Source organism: Gordonia hankookensis, assembly GCF_014673215.1.
In the GTDB taxonomy this organism is placed as follows: Bacteria; Actinomycetota; Actinomycetes; order Mycobacteriales; family Mycobacteriaceae; genus Gordonia; species Gordonia hankookensis.
Genome location: NZ_JACWMS010000002.1, coordinates 1262915 through 1280979 on the forward strand (window position 1 = coordinate 1262915; position 18065 = coordinate 1280979).

16 protein-coding genes are annotated in these 18065 nt (G+C 67.1%); 11 read left to right on the plus strand and 5 right to left on the minus strand.

Annotated features, from left to right (window positions below; genetic code table 11):
* Positions 1-11: 11 nt before the first annotated feature.
* Entirely contained in the window at positions 12-971 is a 960-nt protein-coding gene (locus IDF66_RS13015; protein WP_190267135.1) for a phosphotriesterase family protein, read from the minus strand.
* Positions 972-1191: 220 nt separating this feature from the next.
* On the opposite strand from IDF66_RS13015, the gene IDF66_RS13020 reads away from it, so the two are divergent.
* The 4 genes from IDF66_RS13020 (at position 1192) to IDF66_RS13035 (ending at position 4400) form a co-directional block, all read left to right on the plus strand.
* Complete coding sequence (locus IDF66_RS13020; protein WP_190267136.1) at positions 1192-2649, plus strand: sulfatase family protein; 1458 nt, start codon at positions 1192-1194, stop codon at positions 2647-2649.
* A gap of 103 nt (positions 2650-2752) precedes the next feature.
* Complete coding sequence (gene stf0 / locus IDF66_RS13025) at positions 2753-3568, plus strand: trehalose 2-sulfotransferase (protein ID WP_317628678.1); 816 nt, start codon at positions 2753-2755, stop codon at positions 3566-3568.
* A 10-nt stretch (positions 3569-3578) separates the two neighbouring features.
* Positions 3579-3725, plus strand: coding sequence for a hypothetical protein (locus tag IDF66_RS13030; protein WP_190267138.1), 147 nt, complete (start codon positions 3579-3581; stop codon positions 3723-3725).
* A 48-nt stretch (positions 3726-3773) separates the two neighbouring features.
* Positions 3774-4400, plus strand: coding sequence for a hypothetical protein (locus tag IDF66_RS13035; protein ID WP_190267139.1), 627 nt, complete (start codon positions 3774-3776; stop codon positions 4398-4400).
* Here IDF66_RS13035 and IDF66_RS13040 read toward each other — a convergent pair.
* Positions 4335-5144 carry a DUF1266 domain-containing protein gene (locus IDF66_RS13040; protein ID WP_190267140.1) on the minus strand — a complete coding sequence of 270 codons (810 nt, stop codon included), beginning with the start codon at positions 5142-5144 and terminating at the stop codon, positions 4335-4337. The genes IDF66_RS13035 and IDF66_RS13040 overlap by 66 nt on opposite strands.
* Positions 5145-5399: 255 nt before the next feature.
* Here IDF66_RS13040 and IDF66_RS13045 point away from each other — a divergent pair, with 255 nt between their 5' ends.
* Both IDF66_RS13045 and IDF66_RS13050 read left to right on the plus strand, forming a co-directional pair.
* Positions 5400-6818, plus strand: a complete 1419-nt coding sequence (locus IDF66_RS13045; protein ID WP_190267141.1) for a phytoene desaturase family protein — start codon at positions 5400-5402, stop codon at positions 6816-6818.
* 97 nt (positions 6819-6915) lie between these two features.
* On the plus strand, positions 6916-7503 hold the full coding sequence (locus IDF66_RS13050; protein WP_190267142.1) for a histidine phosphatase family protein: 588 nt from the start codon (positions 6916-6918) through the stop codon (positions 7501-7503).
* A 3-nt stretch (positions 7504-7506) separates the two neighbouring features.
* Here the strand turns inward: IDF66_RS13050 and IDF66_RS13055 are convergent, their stop codons facing one another.
* Positions 7507-8136 (minus strand): TetR/AcrR family transcriptional regulator, encoded by a 630-nt coding sequence (locus IDF66_RS13055; protein WP_190267143.1) that lies wholly within the window; start codon positions 8134-8136, stop codon positions 7507-7509.
* Between the two features lie 116 nt (positions 8137-8252).
* Here IDF66_RS13055 and IDF66_RS13060 point away from each other — a divergent pair, with 116 nt between their 5' ends.
* Complete coding sequence (locus IDF66_RS13060) at positions 8253-9662, plus strand: NAD(P)/FAD-dependent oxidoreductase (protein WP_190267144.1); 1410 nt, start codon at positions 8253-8255, stop codon at positions 9660-9662.
* Between the two features lie 286 nt (positions 9663-9948).
* On the opposite strand, the gene IDF66_RS13065 is transcribed toward IDF66_RS13060, so the two are convergent.
* Both IDF66_RS13065 and IDF66_RS13070 read right to left on the minus strand, forming a co-directional pair.
* Positions 9949-11148 (minus strand): acyl-CoA dehydrogenase family protein, encoded by a 1200-nt coding sequence (locus IDF66_RS13065; RefSeq protein ID WP_190267145.1) that lies wholly within the window; start codon positions 11146-11148, stop codon positions 9949-9951.
* Entirely contained in the window at positions 11145-12527 is a 1383-nt protein-coding gene (locus IDF66_RS13070) for an LLM class flavin-dependent oxidoreductase (protein ID WP_317628679.1), read from the minus strand. Before IDF66_RS13070 ends, IDF66_RS13065 begins: the two co-directional genes overlap by 4 nt.
* Positions 12528-12712: 185 nt before the next feature.
* Here IDF66_RS13070 and IDF66_RS13075 point away from each other — a divergent pair, with 185 nt between their 5' ends.
* Genes IDF66_RS13075 through IDF66_RS13090 form a run of 4 tightly spaced genes read left to right on the plus strand, consistent with a single transcriptional unit; the run spans position 12713 to position 17944 of the window.
* Complete coding sequence (locus IDF66_RS13075; RefSeq protein ID WP_190267146.1) at positions 12713-14380, plus strand: ABC transporter substrate-binding protein; 1668 nt, start codon at positions 12713-12715, stop codon at positions 14378-14380.
* Positions 14377-15396 carry an ABC transporter permease gene (locus IDF66_RS13080; RefSeq protein WP_190267147.1) on the plus strand — a complete coding sequence of 340 codons (1020 nt, stop codon included), beginning with the start codon at positions 14377-14379 and terminating at the stop codon, positions 15394-15396. The genes IDF66_RS13075 and IDF66_RS13080 overlap by 4 nt, the downstream gene beginning before the upstream one ends.
* The gene (locus IDF66_RS13085; protein ID WP_190267148.1) at positions 15393-16262 is read left to right on the plus strand and encodes an ABC transporter permease; all 870 of its coding nucleotides are present in this window, start codon (positions 15393-15395) and stop codon (positions 16260-16262) included. The genes IDF66_RS13080 and IDF66_RS13085 overlap by 4 nt, the downstream gene beginning before the upstream one ends.
* Positions 16259-17944, plus strand: coding sequence for a dipeptide ABC transporter ATP-binding protein (locus IDF66_RS13090; protein WP_190267149.1), 1686 nt, complete (start codon positions 16259-16261; stop codon positions 17942-17944). Before IDF66_RS13085 ends, IDF66_RS13090 begins: the two co-directional genes overlap by 4 nt.
* Positions 17945-18065 lie beyond the last annotated feature (121 nt).

Below are 18065 nucleotides of genomic sequence, written 5' to 3' on the forward strand. Positions count from 1 at the left end.
GGTGCAACCGATCACTCGAAATAGCGACGAGGGACATCGACGAGCATGGTGTCGATGTCCTTGTCACTCACCCCACGTGCACGCAGGGCAGGCAGCACGTCCTCACTGATGTGCCGGTAGTTCCACTTGGGCACGGCCTGCCGCTTGGCCTCGGGATCGAACCAGTCGATGAAACAGGCGGCATCGTGGGCCAGCGCCATGCGATCGGCGTACCCCTTCTCGACGAGTGCGACCACGGTGTTGATGCGGTCCTCGAACGGCAGGAGGACGTCGAGGCCGAAGCGGTCCATCCCGAGGATCGACCCGGCGTCGGCGAGTTTCATCAGATAGTCGAGGTCGGTCGAGTCGCCCGAGTGTCCGATCACCACCTTGCTCAGGTCGGCTCCTTCCTCCGAGAGCACCTGCTGCGCAACGAGTCCGGACTGGGTGTGCGGGTTGGTGTGCACGGTGATCGGTGCTCCGGTCTGTGCACTGGTCTGCCCGACTGCGCGCATCACCCGTTCCACGCCGGGTGTCAGGCCCTGCTCCTCGATCGCGCACTTGAGGAACGAGGCCTTGACCCCGGTGTCGGCGATGCCCTCGGTCAGGTCCTTGGTGAAGAACGTGACCAGTGGTTCGGACACGTCGAACAGCAGACCCGGGCCGGTGTAGTGGAACTGGAAGGGGATGTCGTTGTAGGTGTAGAGACCCGTCGCGACGACGATCTTCAGATCGATCTGTTCGGCGATCCGTTGGATGCGCGGGATGTAGCGGCCCAGTCCGAGGACCGTCGGGTCGAGGATCGTGTCGATGCCGAGACTCTTGAGCTCGCGGAGGTCGCGGACAGCGTCGGAGATCTTGCCGTCCTCGTCCCAGTCGTCCTGATAGTTCTGCCGGTACTCCTCGCCCAGGACGAAGACATGCTCGTGTACGAGAACGTTGCCGAGCTCGGCGGAGTCGACGGGGCCGGTGACGGTGTTGACGATGCTCATGTGTGTCCTTCGCGACGTGGGAGCCACAGGTGTGGTCTGGCTCACTCCGGGCAGACTGTATTTGAGGATGAGTTCAACTTCAAGATCCCCTGCTCGCTGGGGTGCGAGCGAAGCGTGCCACTCACGCTCACGGTGATCGAAACCGTGCGACGAGCACAACGTGGTCGAGCCCCGGTCCCGATGTTCGTGCAGGTGAGCGCGAGTCGTGCATGATGGAGCAATGCCGACCACGCAACCTCTTGGCGCGGCAGGCGCTGATGCGCGCAGCAGCGCGGCGCCACGCGAGAACGTCCTCTTGATCCACTGGCATGACCTCGGCCGCCATCTGGGCTGCTACGGAATCGAGGGTGTGGAGAGCCCCAATCTCGACGCGCTCGCCTCGAACGGCATCCTGCTCACCGATGCACACGCCACCGCGCCGCTGTGTTCGCCTGCGCGGGGCTCGATCTTCACCGGCCGGTATCCCCATCGCAACGGGCTGATCGGCCTCGCGCACCACGGATTCGAATACCGCCCCGGTGTGCGCACGCTGCCGGCCGTGCTGTCGGAGGTCGGATATCGCACGGTGTTGTTCGGCATGCAGCACGAGAGTGCCGACCCCAGCGGGCTGGGATTCGAGACCATCGATGTCTCCGACTCGCTCTGCGACTACGTGGTGGCCCGGTCACAGGAATGGCTGCACGAGCACGTCCACGTCTCCGACGAGCGACCGTTCCTGCTGACCGCAGGCTTCTTCGAGACCCATCGTCCCTACCCCTCCGAGCAGTACAAGCATGCCGACCCGGCGTCGATCACGGTGCCGTCGTTCCTGCCCGACACCGACGACGTACGCGAGGATCTGGCCGGGCTGCACGGCAGTATCACGCAGGCCGATGCCGCCGTCGGTCGTCTGCTCGACACGGTTGCCGAACTCGGGCTCGACGAGACGACCTGGATCGTGTTCTTCACCGACCACGGCCTCGCCTTTCCGCGCGCCAAGTCGACCCTGTACACCGACGGCACCGCGATCGCGTTCATCGTCCGCCCGCCGGCCCGCCGGGGCGTCGCCCCGCACAGCTATGACGATCTGTTCTCGGGCGTCGATCTCACCCCGACGATCCTCGATCTCCTGTCGGTGCCCACACCCGCCGACGTCGACGGTGAGTCCCACGCCGAACAGCTGCTTGCCGAGCACGAGGTACCCGCCCGCACAGAGGTTTTCACGGAGAAGACGTACCACGATGCGTTCGACCCCATCCGAGCAGTGCGGACCAAGGAGTTCAGCTACATCGAGAACTACGCCGAGCGGCCGGGTCTGCTGTTGCCGCTCGACATCGCCGACAGTCCGTCTGCGCGATCGCTCGATCACGCCGTGATCGACGCACCACGGCCGCGCAACGAGCTCTACGATCTGACCTCCGATCCCGATGAGCGAAACAATCTCGCCGACGATCCAGCCCACGCCGACGTCCGGAAACGCCTCGCGGACAAGCTCACCGAATGGCGGACCCGGACCGAGGATGTGATCCCCGACGACCGCGAGGGCACTGCGGTCGCCGACCGGTTCATGGCCGACTTCTTCGCGAAATCGCAGGGCAGCACCGCCGATGAGGAGGCTCTTCCCTCTCGGCGCCCGAGGGGAGATCGGCGCGAGTTGCACGGCGAGATCGCGACCGTTCGCAACCGGCGAGAAGACTGAGTCACGCCGTCGGCACGCCACGTCACGTTTGTCAATGATTTGCGCTTCTCTGAGCTTGAATTCCCAGGTTGCGAGCGGTTTTCGCGTGGCTAGACTGATCCGCGTGTCCGACGTGTCGAACTACCTCGTGTGCGCGAGCCAGCGCAGCGGCAGCACCCTGTTGGTGGAGTCGCTGGCCGCGTCCGGAGTCGCCGGGAAACCTCAGGAGTTCTTCCAGTACTTCGCGTCGTCGTCGCAGTCACCGCAACCTCGCGAGTGGTTTGCGGGCGTCACCGATCCCGACATCCTGGACCTCCTGGCGCCGGTGGAACGCGGTGTCGTCGACGCCCGCCACACGGAGGACTGGAAGGCCGACATCCTCGATCAGGGGCGATCCCCGAATGGTGTGTGGGGCGGCAAACTGATGTGGAATCAGACGCCGCTGCTCATCGCCCGGACGCGCGTCGCATCGGGTTCGCTACGCACCGCCCTACGATGGTTGTTCGACGGTGACGATCCCGTGTTCATCCATGTCCATCGTGAAGATGTGGTGCCGCAGGCTGTTTCGATGTGGCGGGCCGTGCAGACCCGGGTCTGGCGAGACGATGCGGGCCTGCATTCAGTCGACGACGGTGCGGTCTACCACGCGGAGGGAATCGCCCACCTCGCGGCGATCCTGCTGGAACAGGATCGCAACTGGCGGCACTGGTTCGCGACCGAGTCGATCCGGCCCCTCACAGTCGGTTTCGACGAACTGGTGCGGTGTCCGACCGAGACCACGGCGCGGGTCCTGGGCGTTCTCGGTCAGGATCCCGATCTGGCCCCGCCGCCGCCCCTGAAGCCACAGTCCAATGCACGCTCGCGCGAATGGGCGCAGCGATACCGCGTGGACGCCGCGCGGAACGGCTACCCGCTCAGTGCCGGCGCTGCCGGCCAGTAGTCCGGATCTCGTGTCATTCGGCCGGCCGAACGGAGCCCACGGGGTCGGGGGCTACTCGGTGGCGGTGACGTCGGGTGGGCTGCTCGGTGCTCCCGACACCGGGGCTTTCCACACGACGCTGGTCACGGCGATCAACGAGGTGTCCGGTGCCGGCTGAGGGTGCACCCGTCGCGCATCACTCGAACGAGCAACTAGATTGCTTGCTGTGAGTGATGCCGACACACCGTTCGCACATCTCACCGGACTGGCCACCGGGCACGGTCCGGTGTCGCCGTACCGTCCCGACATCGCCGCAGCGCTCTGGTGGGAGTCCGAGCCCAACGGCAAGCTCGACCGGCTGATCGCCTACCTGCGCGACGACGAGCTCCTCCTCGCGGCGCGTAACGCCTGGCTCCGCGGTGTCTGGGGGATCATGGCGGTCACCACGCGGCGCGTGATCATGGTGAGTGTGCCGACGGAGAGCCGGGAGGGCTACGCCTACGAGCTCCCTGTCGAGGCGGCCCTTGAGATGACCGACGGCGGTACCGACGACGGGTATCGCATCTTCTACCTGCACGACTACGAGGCGACGACCAAGTTGTTCTTCACCAATGCGCTCGTCGGCGAGTCGTTGTACGACCGGCTGTACTGGTGCGTCTCGCGGACGATGCTCGATGATCGCGGTGGCCGACTGGAGCGTGCGGACGACCGTGGGGTGACCGATGATTTCGCCCGTTTCCGCAAGCTCAAGGACGCCTTCGACACCGGCGCCCTCGACGACGATGCATTACGGAACGCGACGTTGCGGCTCTTCCTCGGGCCAGAGGGGCATCCGCCGCCACGGACTGTCTGACCGGACCAGGAGGGCATTGACCCAGTTACCGGCGACCTGTGCCGCGTCGCCTGCTTTCCCGATGTCGGTGAGGGCACTCCAATAGGCGCGGCCGATCACCACGCCGTGCGCGAACTGCCGCCAATTGGCGTAGTAGCTGCGCGCGGAGTCGAGCGCGGCGAACAACATCGGCCAGCACTCGTCGACCTCGAGGAAACCCGAGCTCAGGCAGGTCCGCACGACGAACGGCAGTCGACCGAGGTCCCAGGCGCGGATATGGGTGGGAAAGTGTCTGTCGGAGACCGTGTTCCGAAGGATCTTCGCGGTCCGCAGGTTGTAGAGGGCGTTGTAATGGCTGATCCAGTAGCCGGGTGATTCGCCGCGCGCGGCTGCGCGCGCCGCCAAGAACTCTCGGTGGACCTCCGGATCGTGGCCCGGGGATCTGTTCGTCGCCTCCGCGACCAGGGGCGCGATCACCTCGAACGTCGCACTGTGCATGCCGTCGAGCAGCAGACCGACGGTCTTCCTGGCCGAGACGTCGTCGGTGATACCCCACCAGTCGCGGATGCGGGCGCGCAGCAGCTCCGGGTCGTCGTCGAGAGCGATGGTGTCGCAGGCGTACTGATTGGGGATCCACATGTGGGCGCCGACATTCAGCGCGGCCTGTGGTCGTTCGGGCAGGGGTGCGTCGCTCTGCCAGAGGAAGGGTCGGCCCAACGACGACCTCTCCCCGGAAGGGAACGGCGTTATCGGCGGGATGGACACATCGATGAGGGTAGCGGCAGAGCCGTCCGGCAGACCCGCCCGGACGTCCCGTCTCGTCAACCGTGGCCACCATCTCCGCCGGTCGCGCAGAGTTCTCGCTGATCGTGCGCGGTCGCCGTGGTGGACAGGGTGAGGGCCGGCGTTGACGCGGCGGTCTGACCTGACAGATGCTGGGTTCATGGCCGACATGACGACGAGATCCGACGCTCACGCCGACCACGACAACGCTTCCGACTCTCGGAATCGGGTACGGCAATGACCACTGCGGTTGTCGTCGGAGCCGGGCCGAACGGGCTCGCCGCAGGCCTTCACCTCGCGCGCAGCGGCGTCGATGTGCGGGTTCTGGAAGCATCGGACACCGTCGGCGGCGGAGCGCGTTCGGGCGAACTCACCGTGCCGGGTGTCGTTCACGACCATTGCTCGGCATTTCACCCGCTCGGTGTCGGGTCGCCGTTCTGGGCGGAGGTGGGTCTCGAGAAGTACGGTCTGACCTGGAAGTGGCCGGAGATCGACTGTGCGCACCCGCTCGATTCGGGAGATGCAGGCCTGCTGTATCAGTCGATCGACGCCACTGCGGCGGGTCTCGGTGAGGACGGGCGGCGATGGCAGTTGGCGTTCGGCGACCTCGCCCGGAACTTCGATGACCTCGGGCACGATCTGCTGCGGCCGATCCTGGGTGTTCCAGCGCACCCGCTCAGGCTCGCCGCCTTCGGTCCGCGCGCGCTGCTGCCGGCGACCGTGCTGGCCCGCTGGTTCCGGACCGAACGTGGACGTGCCCTCTACGGGGGCATTGCCGCCCATCTGTTCTCCCGCTTCGATCGCCCGTTGACCGCGGCGCTCGGGCTGATGATCGCCGCGAGTGGACACCGCTACGGATGGCCGGTCGCCGAGGGCGGCTCGGGATCGATCAGCGCCGCCGCGGCCGCAGCGCTGACCGATGCCGGCGGCAAGATCGAGACCGGGGTGCGGGTGGTCTCTCGCGCCGACATTCCCGACGCGGATCTCGTCATGCTGGATCTCTCCCCGGCGCAGACGCTCACGATCTACGGCGACGAGATGCCCGCTCGGGTCAAGCGGGCTTATCAGCGGTATCGCGTGGGGGCCTCGGCATTCAAGGTCGACTTCGCCATCGAGGGCGACATCCCGTGGACCAACCCCGACTGCGTGCGCGCCGGGACCGTTCACCTGGGTGGGGACTTCGGCGAGGTCCGCGACACCGAACGCCGACGTGCGGCCGGTGTGATGGTCGACCGCCCATTCGTGCTGCTGGGTCAGCAGTATGTCGCGGACCCGACTCGGAGCAACGGAACCGTCAATCCGATCTACGCCTACGCTCATGTGCCTCGCGGTTACGACGGAGATGCCACCGGGGCGATCATCGCGCAGATCGAGCGATTCGCCCCTGGGTTCCGTGAACGAATCATCGCGACCGCGAGTGCAGGGGCCGCGCAATTGCACTCGTACAACCCCAATTTCGCGGCAGGCGACATCATCGGTGGCACCAATGACGGGCTGCAGATGGTGTTGCGCCCCAGACTCGCGATCGATCCGTATGCCGTCGGGGTCGATGGCGTGTTCCTGTGCTCGCAGTCGGCACCACCGGGGGCGGGTATCCACGGATTGTGTGGCTACCACGCGGCCGAATCGGCGCTGAAGTCCCTGCCGCGACGCTGACAACCCGAATCCCGCCGACGGCAACCACTTGTTCTCAGCGCCCGGCCGGTCTCACCCCGCCGGACCGCTGCGACGACCCATGCGATGAACTGAACGGATGGAACTCCTGCTCATCCGCCACGCCCAGCCGTTCCGGCTGACCGATCCGAACGGCGCCGATCCGGATTTGACCCCGGAGGGCGAGGAGCAGGCCAGGCGGCTCGCCGCGGCGCTGGCCGACGGCCGGTATGGCAAGGTCGATCGGCTGGTCAGCAGTCCCATGCGACGCGCTGCGCAGACCGCGGGTTTTGCCCGCGAGGCGCTGTCGCTGGACGTGGCCACCGATCAGCGGCTCGTCGAGCTCGACCACGGGTGGACCACCTACGGGGCCGTGGATGCCTACACCGACCGCAGCCTGCTGCTGCAGGACATGAACGGTGGACGGCTCGGGGAGAACACCTTCGACCCCGACCTGTTCCGCGAACGGGTCGTCGACGGGATCGAGGAGGTGGCCGCACCCGCCGACGTCGGTGCGGTGGCGATCGTCTGTCACGGCGGCGTCATCAACGCCTACCTGTCGCATGTGATCGGCACTGCGAACATGTTCTTCGTCGAGCCGTACCACACTTCGGTGACCCGCGTTCTCGCGCTCGAAGGCGGCCATCGACAAGTGTTGTCGATCAACGAGATCGACCACCTGCGCTGAGGCTCACCGCCTGGCTGTGATCGTCAACCAGATGGTTCGCGACAACGCCTTCACCAACCGCTCGTCCGACGACTCCCGCGGGTGCAGGATGTGCTGGGTGACAGTCCGTTCGACCATCCACGTCACGGCCGCGACGGCATCCGACGTCACCGCGTCGTCGACCCGGCCCTGCGAGCGCCACTCCGCCACCCGCGTCGCCGCGAAGTCGATGAACGCGTTGATGCGGCCGAACCAGAACTCGGCGACCTCCGCGTCGTAGGCCGCGACCTCGCCCAGAGCGCGCATGAGTGTCCAGTGTTTCCGGAACTCGACGATCATCGCCCCGATGGCCCGCTCGACCCCGGCGACGCCGGCATCGAGCGACGCGTCATCGGCGAACCACGATGTGGGAGCGGCGAAGAACTCCGCCGACGCCACGTCGGCCACGTGGATCAGCACCTGGCTCTTGCTGGGAAAGTACTGATAGAAGTTGGTCCGCGACATCCCGGATCGTTCGGCGATGCGTTGGACGGGTATCTCGGTGAACCGTTCGCCGGTTCCCAGGAGTTCCTCGACGGCACCCAGCACCCGCTCGGTGGCCTCAGCCCTGCGCTCGCGCGCCTGGACGGCCTGCGACCTGGTCACCGATCCCATGGCGCTGATGCTACGCCACGTCTTGACACCCCGGTTGTACAGGCATAACGTCGCACTGACACTGTGTCGGACAATCTGTCGAACCCCTGTCTGTCAGGAGGTCGGGAGGAGCGCCCATGAGCGCAGCTGTCGAACATGTCGATGCGGTCGTCGTCGGGGGACGCTGTGCGGGCGCGGCCACGGCGATTGCGCTCGCACAGCGAGGCCTCCGAGTGCTCGTCCTCGATGCCGCGCGGTTCCCGTCCGACACAATCTCCACCCATCTGCTCTGGCCCACCACGATGGCCGAGATCCAGGCGCTCGGTGCACTGCCTGCGGTCGAGGCGATCGGCGCGCCGCGGATGCCGCTGGCGGAGGCGGTCCTCGACGAGATCGGCTGGCGCACCGGCTACTCACCCGTCTCGGGGATCGACTACGCGATGTGTGTCGGCCGGACACATCTCGACCATGTTCTGGTGGAGGCGGCGGCCCGCACCGGCGCCGAGATCCGTGAGCGCTGCACTGCAACGGATCTCGTGGTCCGGGGCAACCGGGTGATGGGACTCCGCTACGCCGACGACGATGATCGCACGCACGAGGTCCACGCGCCGGTGGTGATCGGCGCGGACGGCCGTCGGAGCTTCGTCGCCGAGCGGGTGGGCGCCCGCGTGCCGACATTGGCGGCACCCAGCGGCCGGGCCTGCTACTACGCCTACTGGTCCGATTCGCGAGAAGACCTGCGTCACATCGCCTCTCAATGGCGGATCGGCCCGCTGCTCGGGACGGCGTTCCCCTGCGACGGCGGCGATCTGCTGTCGTTGCTGCAGCCTCCCGTCGATCTCATCCCGGAGTTCCGTGGACGCCGGGCTCAGGACGCCTACCTGCGCGGCATCGACGCACTCCCGGGACTGGCGCGGCGGCTCGACGGGTGCGAGCTGGTGTCGCGAGTGCGGTCCTGCACGGGGATCGAGTCGTATTTCCGGCGGTCGAGCGGCCCCGGCTGGGCGCTGCCGGGAGACGCCGGACACTTCAAGGATCCGGTGACCGCGCAGGGCATTCGCGACGCCTTGCGATACGGCAGGCTGCTCGGCGAGGCCATCGCACCGGTGCTGGGGGCGCGTGACGGCGTCGACCCGGACGCTCTGGACCGCGCGACCGCGGTCTGGGCCGCGCAGCGAGAGCGTGAATGCATCGAGGTCTATCAATGGACCAACGTCCTGGCATCGGGAGAGCCTCCGTCGCCGCTCGAGTACGAGCTGTATCGGCAGGCGCAACTGCGGCCCGGATACGCAGGCGTGCTCAGTGACATCTACAACCGCGTGCAGCCACCGACCGCGATGATGTCCGCGACGGCCATGGTCGGTGCCGTCACTCGTGCGCTGCGCAGACCGGGGAACTCGACTCGTGACGTCGTCGGAGACCTGCGTTCGCAGCAGAAGCGGATGGTGGCGGATTGGCTGGAGAAGCGCAGATTCCTCCGTTCGGAGGTCATCGACGGGCATCCAGGAACCTCCCAGCCGACGTCGAGGGTCCCACAAGACGCGTAGCGCAATCTCAATGGTGTCAACGAGATCCGGACCGGATCTCACCATCGAGAAAGGCCGACGATGCCCACTCCGCAGCACCCGAACAACAACACCCACCGCGCCCCGCAGGCCCCGGCTCGCCGTCGCCGGCGGGTCCGCCGCTTCGATCAGCGCTCGCGTCGCTGGCTGTGGGTCTGGCAGTGAGCTGACCGGCCTTCGCCGCTCTACACCGACCCCGCCGTGGCAGACGCTGCGGCGGGGTCGGTGTCTGTTCGGAGTGCCTCCCGAGACGAGAGCGGTCTGCCGCTCAGAAGTAGCCGTTGGCCGGCAGCGGCGTCCCGTTCACCAGCCGGTCGCCGAGAGCGATCGCCTTGTACGACGTCGGATTGTGCAGGGTGACGGTCCGGATGTTGCGCCAATGGCGATCGAGATTCTTCGACCGGCTGGCCGACGACGCGCCCCCGATGTCGAAGAGATCGGTGGCTGCGCGAAGACCGATCCGGTCGACGTGCACCTTCACCCTGGCCGCCGCCACCGACGCCTGGGTGAACAGTTCCGGGTCGATGGAGCCTCGGCGTGCCGGAGCGAAGGCCGCCTCCACCTCGCGCGCGGCCGCGAGCACCGCAGACCGCGACACGTGTGCCGCCGCGTCGATCTCTCCGACTGTCTGCAGCAGAACCGCGTCGTGTCGGGGCGACTCATCCGGCGCGTGCTCGAAAGTCCTCTTCCGCGAGCGCAGCAGCTCGGCGGCGTCGTCGGCGACCGACAACAGGATGCCGGTGATCAGTGCCTGTAGATAGAGCTGCAGGAAGGGGCCGTCGTTCGCGGCCGGCCGCGTCGACGTGGGATCGCTGAACGCCAGCACGTCGTCGGGTGTCACCAGCACGTCGGAGAGATTGGTCGAGCCGGTTCCGGTCCGGTGCTGTCCGATCCCGTCCCAGTCGTCGACGATCGCGATGCCCTCCCGGTCCACCGGCAACACCACCCGGGCAATCTGCTTCTCCGAATCGCGACCGCGCACCGTGGCCGCCACCGATACCCAGTCGGCGAATGCCGTCCCGGTGCTGTAGAACTTTGCGCCGGTCAGCAGCCAGCCCCCGTCGATCGGACGCAACTCGGTGCGAAACGCCTTGGCACCGGCGTCGCCGGTACGTTCGCTTGTGGCGTTGCCGAAGATCGCGCCTGCGCGTACCTCGGCGGCCCACCGTCGGCGGGCCGGACCGGGTGGCAGCCGTCGGATCTGCTCGACGAACCAATAGTGGGCTCGCAGGATGTGGGCGACGATCGGGTCGGCCCTGGCCAGCTCGACGAGGAACTCGAAGAACTCGACGATGTCGGCGCCGGAACGGGTGTCGTCGTCGAGGGTGATCGCGGTGAATCCGGTCTCGGCGAGGAGCCGCACCTGTTCGTGTGGGTCGCTGCCTGCGCGCTCCCGCGCCGCAGCATCCGCGGCGATCTCCGCGAACACATCTGCGCGGTCGGCGGAGATCCTCGTCACGACCGTCATGCCGGCACCTCCACCGCCTCGGCGAACGCACCGCGGTAGCGCGCTGCCGGATGGGTGTCGGGCAGGCGGTCGCGCCCGGTCAGCTTGTGTCGCACAGTCCCCGGCGAATAGTCACGTTGCGCCAGGCCGCGGTCGCGTAGCACCGGCAGCACGTGCTCGGCGAACTCCAGGTAGCTGCCGGGGATCGTCGCGTTGATCACGTTGATCCCGTCGACCCCGGCGTCGCGCCAGTGTTCGAGCCGGTCGGCGATCTGCTCAGGCGTGCCCACCACGCGGCTGCTTCGGCTACGCAGTTCGGCGAGGTCCCGGACTGTCGGCTCGCGATCCGGAACAGCCTCGCGCAGCCACAGCAGGGTGCTCTGCGTTCCCTCGGTTCGGATCTCACCGACCGGGGTGTCGAGATCATAGAACCCGAGGTCGACGCCGAGACCGCCGGCCGAGTGGGCGATGATGGTGCCCGGATCGATGTACTCGTCGAGTTCCCGGGACTTGCGCTTCGCCTCGTCCTCGGTGCTGCCGATCACGAACGAGAGCCCCTGGAAGAAGTTCAGGTCCTGCGGGTCGCGGCCGGCTTCGGCCACGAGTCGCCGGGTGTCGTCGACGAGTCCTCGGGCCGCCTCCGGGTTCGGGGACTGGATGAACTGGGCCTCGGCGTTGCGGGCGGCGAATCGGCGCCCGGTGTGCGACGACCCGGCCTGGAACAGGATCGGGGTGCGCTGCGGCGACGGCGCGACGAGATGAGGGCCCTCGACGCGGTACCGCTCACCCTCGTGGTGGATCTTGTGCACCTTGTCGAAGTCGGCGTGGATGCCGCTGCGCTGATCCTGCACGAGCGCGTCGTCGTCCCACGAGCCCTCCCACAGCTTGTAGACCACGTCGGCGTACTCGTCGGCCCATGCGTAACGGTCGTCGTGTGCGGTGATGCCGTCGTAACCGAAGTTGCGCCACGCATTCGACGACAGACTCGTCACGATGTTCCACGCGATCCGGCCCTTCGAGGCGTGATCGAGCGTGGAGATCTTGCGTGCGAAGTCGAACGGGTGCTCCTGCAGGATCGAGCTGGTGACCGCGATCCCCAGATGTTCGGTGTGCGATGCCAGCGCGGACGCGAGAACCAACGGGTCATTGCTCGGGATCTGCAGACCGGTGTCGACGAACTTCTTCCAGTCGCCCTGATAGTCGTCGTAGAGCCCGACGACATCGGCGAAGAAGATGAAGTCGAATCGGGCCTCCTCCAACGTCTTCGCGAGGTCGATCCAATGCTCCAAAGAGTTGAAGTCGGTTTGCTGTGCGCCCGGAACACGCCACGCCCCATGCAGGATGTGGGAGGTGGTGTTCATCACAAAGGCGGAGAAACGCAAGGGTTTTGGTTGTGCCACTCGCCTGACGCTAGTCAGCCAGGCGCTCACGAAGGGGTGTTGCGCTCACCGTGAACTCAAGACCTGACGTGGGCGGTGCGGATCGCTACCGTTCTCGCCGAACCGCCGTCTGCGCTTGTCGCGCACCGGTCGTGCCGTCGACATCGCCGTGACGTCCAGCCCCAGCCGAACCGAGGAGACCCCCCGTGCCCAGATCCGTCCGCCCAGCGCGGGCTCGAGTGCTGCTCGCCGTGAGTCTGTCGGCAATGGCTCTGCTCGCGGCCTGCGGGCAACGTCCAGAGACAGGTGACGGACGGTCCACCGGCGTCGCGGCATCCTCGGGGGAGTACGTGCGCGGCGGAGTCATCGAGTATGGACACGAGCAGGAACCGCCGTGCATCCACGGCGGCTGGGTACAGAACGCCTACCTGGCCCGGCAGTACCTCGACAACCTCGTGTCCCTCGACGACTCGGGGAAGCCGGTGCCGTGGCTGGCCACCAGTTGGGACATCTCACCCGATCGCCTCACCTACACCTTCCACCTCAAGCCCGATGTCCATTTCACCGACGGCACCGTTCTCGACGCGGCGGCGGTCAAGACCAACTTCGACGCCTACCTCGACCAGGACAAGCCGAACGGTACGGTCAACGCCTATATCGGTCAGTACTACGCGGGTGGCGAGGTGGTGGGCCGCAATACCTTTGCGCTGCACCTGAAGTCGCCGTACAGTCCGCTGCTCACGGTCCTGACCCAGGGATACTTCGGCATCCAGTCGCCGACCGCCCTCGCACGGGGAGCCCAGGCCAACTGTTCCAAACCGATCGGATCGGGGCCGTTCGTCATCGACCGATGGGACCGTAATCGCAGTATCACCTTCCTGCGCAACCCGAACTACAACTCGGCGCCTGCGAACGCGAAGCATCAGGGCCCGGCATATGTCGACAAGGTGATCTGGAAGTTCCTCAAGGACCCGGTGCTGCGGTACGGCTCACTGACCAGCGGATCGTCGGATGCCATCTACAACGTGCCCGCGATCAACTGGGCCGACGCGACCAGGCGATTCCAGACCCGCCAGTACGTGACACCGGGACGGCCGAACGCGATCACCCTCAACGCCGACCACGCGCCGTTCGACGATGTCCGGGTCCGGCAGGCATTCGCCTACTCGGCCGACCGCGAGAAGTCTGTCGAGACGGCGTATCTCGGTGTGGTGCCATACAACCCGAACGGAGCGCTGAGCCAGAGCACGCCCGACTACGACGCAACCGCAGGCGCCTACGTGCGGGATCCGGCGAAGGCCGGCGCCCTCCTGGACCAGGCTGGGTGGACCCAGCGCGCCGACGACGGGGTGCGGGTCAAGGACGGCAGGCGCCTGAGTGCGCGGGTCGTGTACGCCGCGGACGCCATCATCGGTCCGGAAGGAGCAGCAATCCTGCAGGACATCGCCTTTCAGGCTCGCCAGGTCGGGTTCGACATCCAGTTGGTGCCGGCGACGCAGAGCGAGTACTTCGGGGGACAGTACGCCAAGGCGCCGACCTATGACGCCTACGTCGGTTACTGGACCAGCCCGACCCCCGGGCTGTTGTACATCAATTGGCGGCAGCGTCTGGACGGCAATCCGAATCCGTACAACAACGCCTTCTACAACGACCCGGCTCTACAGGGTCTGATCGAGAAGGCGAACAGCTCGGCCGATCCTGCCGAGCAGCAGAAGCTCTACGGCGACGCCCAGCAGCTGATCGGTGACAAGGCCCTCGCGATCGGGCTCTACACCCAGACGACCTCGATCGCGAGTTCGCCTCGGCTGCACGATGTCTGGATCGAGAAATCCCAAGGTGAACCGGTCTTCTCGGATGCGAGGTTCGTGCGATGACAACAGTGGTCGATGCTACGGCGACCGGTGACAACCGCGTTCCGGCCCTTCCACGACGCCTGCGGGGCGGCGCCGGCGCAGGGTGGCTGCGGTGGCTCGGCAAGCTGGGGTCCGCGATCTTCGTACTCTGGGCGGCGGCCACCATCACCTTCCTGCTCCAGGTGCTCGCGCCCGGCGATCGGGCGACGTTGCTGCTCAACCTGTCGTCGGGGGAGAGCCGTGAGCGGACTCCAGACGAGATCGCGCCTGTCAACGAGCAGTACGGGTTCACCGACTCCATCTGGCAGCAGTACCTGCACTATCTGCAAGGCCTTCTGCATGGCGACCTCGGCACGTCTTTCCAGCTACAGCAACCGGTGACGCAGGTCATCGCCGAGCAGATCGGACCAACGCTGGTGCTGACCGTCAGCGCACTGGTGGTCGCGTGGCTGCTGGTGTTGGCGACCACGACCCTCACCGCGGGGCGGCGGGGACCGTTCGGCGCGCTCGGCGCCTTCCTGGAGACGGTGAGCGCCGGTCTGCCCCAGTATTGGCTGGGATCGATCCTGCTCGTGGTCTTCGCGATCAACCTCGCGTGGTTCCCGGTGGAGAGCGGAACCGGACTGCGGGGTCTGGTCCTGCCGGTCCTGACCCTGGCCATCCCGTTGGCCGGCTTCTTGGGCAGCATCGCCCGCGATGAGTTCGCCAGGGCGCTGGACCAGCCGTTCGTTCTCACCGCCCGCAGCCGAGGGCTCGGCGACCTCGCCGTTCGTGCACGGCATGTGTTGCGGCACTCGGTGATACCGGCCGTGACGGTTTCCGGGTGGGCGATGGGTGCGCTGCTCTCCGGTGCGGTCATCGCGGAGACGGTGTTCGCCCGCGCCGGTATCGGCCAGACGCTCGTGGCGGCGGCCAGTTCCCGCGACGTCCCGCTCGTGAGCGGCATCGTCGTGCTGGTCGCCGCGATCTACACCATCGCCAATCTGGTGGTGGATTTCCTCTACACCGTCATCGACCCCCGGATCGAGATCCCATGACCGCCCTCTCGCCGACCCCCGCCGCCACGGCCGCGCCCACACCGGGCCGGCGTCGCCGGTGGCCGTTTCCGCCGAGCGTCACCGCAGCACTGGTGGTGCTCGTCCTGCTCCTCGTTGCCGTGGTGGTCCCGTCACTCCTCGCGCCCTACGACCCTCTCGCGGTGAATCTCGACGCCACACTCACGCCACCGACCTGGGCACATCCGTTCGGCACCGACCTGTCGGGTCGAGATCTGTTGAGCCGAATCGTCTTCGGTGCCCGACAGTCTCTCGCCATCGGATTCGGAGCCGTCGCAGTGGCATTGGTCCTGGCCGTACTCCTCGGCGTCGCCGCAGGCCTCTCGGGCCGGGTCGCGCAGGCCCTGGCGAACCGGTGGATCGACGTGATGTTCGCATTCCCGACCATCCTGCTCGGTCTACTCCTCACCTCGGTGTTCGGACCGGGGTCATCCACGCTCATCTTCGCGATCGGGATCGGGATCGCGCCCGGGTACGCACGGATCGTCCGTGGCCAGGTGTTGACCGTGCGCAATGCGCCATACGTCGAGGCGGCCACCGCGCTCGGACACTCACGTACCCGAATCCTGTTACAGCACATCGCCCCCAATGCCCTCCGCCCGATGATCGTCACCGCGACCCTCGGGATCGGGCAGGCCATCATCTGGGCCTCGGGGTTGGCCTATCTGGGCCTCGGCGTGGCGCCGCCCGCCCCGGAATGGGGCGCGCTGCTCGATGCCGGCCGCACGTACATCACCGTCGCGTGGTGGCTGGAGATCTTCCCCGGGCTGATCATCGTGATCGTCGCCCTCGCATTCACCACCGTGGGTCGCCACCTGGGCGCCCGACTGGAAGGAACCATCCGATGAGCACGCTGTTGAGTGGCGAGTCCGCCGCGGCCATCGAGACGACGCCGCTCGCCGAGGTCCATGACCTGCGGGTGGCCTTCGACGGTAGGGAGGTGGTCAAAGGCGTGTCGTTCAGTGTCGCCGCAGGCGAATGCCTGGCCATCGTCGGCGAATCCGGATCGGGCAAATCGGTGACGGCGCGCACCCTCATCGGATTGACCGGTGAGCGGGCGCAGATCGATGCGGGCTCGATCACGTTCGATGGGCGGTCGCTCGTAGGTCTGACCGACCGGCAGTGGCGACAGGTGCGCGGCCGGGAAATCGGCTTCGTACTGCAGGATGCTCTCGTATCGCTCGATCAGCTACGGACCTTCGGCAGCGAGATCGCCGAGGCCTGGAGTGCGCATCATGGCGTCCGGTTCGGAGGTTCCGCTCTGCGCCGCGCCGAACGGGAGGAGAAGGTCGTCGAGCTGTTGAGTCTGGTCGGCGTACCCGAGCCCCGTGTGCGCGCGGGTCAGCGTCCCCATGAACTGTCGGGCGGATTGCGGCAGCGGGCGCTGATCGCGTCGGCCCTGGCACAGGACCCGAAGTTGCTGATCGCCGACGAGCCGACGACCGCACTCGATGCCACCGTCCAGGCGCAGATCCTGGATGTGTTGGCCGATGCCAAGAAGCGGGGCAATGCGGTCATCCTCATCTCGCACGACCTCGCCGTCGTGTCCCGGCTGGCCGACCGGGTGGCGGTGATGCGGGAGGGGGAGATCGTGGAGTACGGGCCCGTCTCGGACGTCCTGGTACGGCCCGCCCACGAGTACACCCGCAACCTGCTGGCATCCGTGCCGGCGCGGACATCCAAGGGAACGTTGCTCACCAGCGGTGAGGTGCTGCCCGACCCGGCCGTCCCGGCGGCGCCGGATGAGCCACCGGCGCTGCGCGTCCGGGAGGTGCGAAAGTCGTTCGTGGCCAAGGACAAGTCCTCACGTACGGCGGTGCGCGGCGTGAGCTTCGATCTGGCACCAGGACGGACGCTCGGTATCGTCGGGGAGTCCGGCTCCGGCAAGACCACCACCGCACGGATCGTGCTCGGCCTCACCGCCGCGGACTCCGGCACCGTCGAACTGAACGGCCGCCCATGGAGTGCACTGAGCGATGCCGGCCGCCGCGCGAATCGCCACCAGATCTCGGTGATCTATCAGGATCCGCTGAGCTCCTTCGATCCCCGGTGGAACGTCGAACGAATCCTGCGGGACAGCCTGCGTTCACGCGACCTCCGCGGCGCGGCCGTCGACGAGCGGCTCTCGGAACTGCTGGATCAGGTCGGGCTGTCGGACGAATTCCGGCGCCGTCACCCGCTGCATCTGTCCGGCGGACAGCGACAGCGGGTGGCGATCGCGCGGGCCCTCGCACCCGAACCTTCGGTGATCGTGTGCGACGAGCCCGTCTCCGCCCTCGACGTGTCGATCCAGGCGCGTATCCTCGACCTGCTCGCGCGGCTGCAGGCGGAAACCGGTGTCGCGCTGGTGTTCATCTCGCACGACCTCGGCGTGATCCATCACGTCGCCGACGACATCCTGGTGATGCGCGACGGTGACGTGGTCGAGTACGGCGCTGCCGACAAGGTCTTCGGTGAACCGGAGCATCCCTACACCCGCGAACTCCTCGCCGCCGTTCCGACCATCGACGCCGACCAACTCGTCGCCTGACCCCACCTCACCGCACCGCCGGCCGCGCCCGCTGAGGTGCCCGCGATGCCGATCTGTCTCCCGTGTGCGTCCGACGATCTCGAGTTCCAGCGGGCCGCCGATCGGGAGGCCGCCGCGTACC

Coding starts and splice junctions, on each gene's coding strand:
- IDF66_RS13015 (WP_190267135.1), bottom strand. CDS start 971: ATGAGCATCGTCAACACCGTCACCGGCCCCGTCGACTCCGCCGAGCTC.
- IDF66_RS13020 (WP_190267136.1), top strand. CDS start 1,192: ATGCCGACCACGCAACCTCTTGGCGCGGCAGGCGCTGATGCGCGCAGC.
- IDF66_RS13045 (WP_190267141.1), top strand. CDS start 5,400: ATGACCACTGCGGTTGTCGTCGGAGCCGGGCCGAACGGGCTCGCCGCA.
- IDF66_RS13050 (WP_190267142.1), top strand. CDS start 6,916: ATGGAACTCCTGCTCATCCGCCACGCCCAGCCGTTCCGGCTGACCGAT.
- IDF66_RS13055 (WP_190267143.1), bottom strand. CDS start 8,136: ATGGGATCGGTGACCAGGTCGCAGGCCGTCCAGGCGCGCGAGCGCAGG.
- IDF66_RS13060 (WP_190267144.1), top strand. CDS start 8,253: ATGAGCGCAGCTGTCGAACATGTCGATGCGGTCGTCGTCGGGGGACGC.
- IDF66_RS13065 (WP_190267145.1), bottom strand. CDS start 11,148: ATGACGGTCGTGACGAGGATCTCCGCCGACCGCGCAGATGTGTTCGCG.
- IDF66_RS13080 (WP_190267147.1), top strand. CDS start 14,377: ATGACAACAGTGGTCGATGCTACGGCGACCGGTGACAACCGCGTTCCG.
- IDF66_RS13085 (WP_190267148.1), top strand. CDS start 15,393: ATGACCGCCCTCTCGCCGACCCCCGCCGCCACGGCCGCGCCCACACCG.
- IDF66_RS13090 (WP_190267149.1), top strand. CDS start 16,259: ATGAGCACGCTGTTGAGTGGCGAGTCCGCCGCGGCCATCGAGACGACG.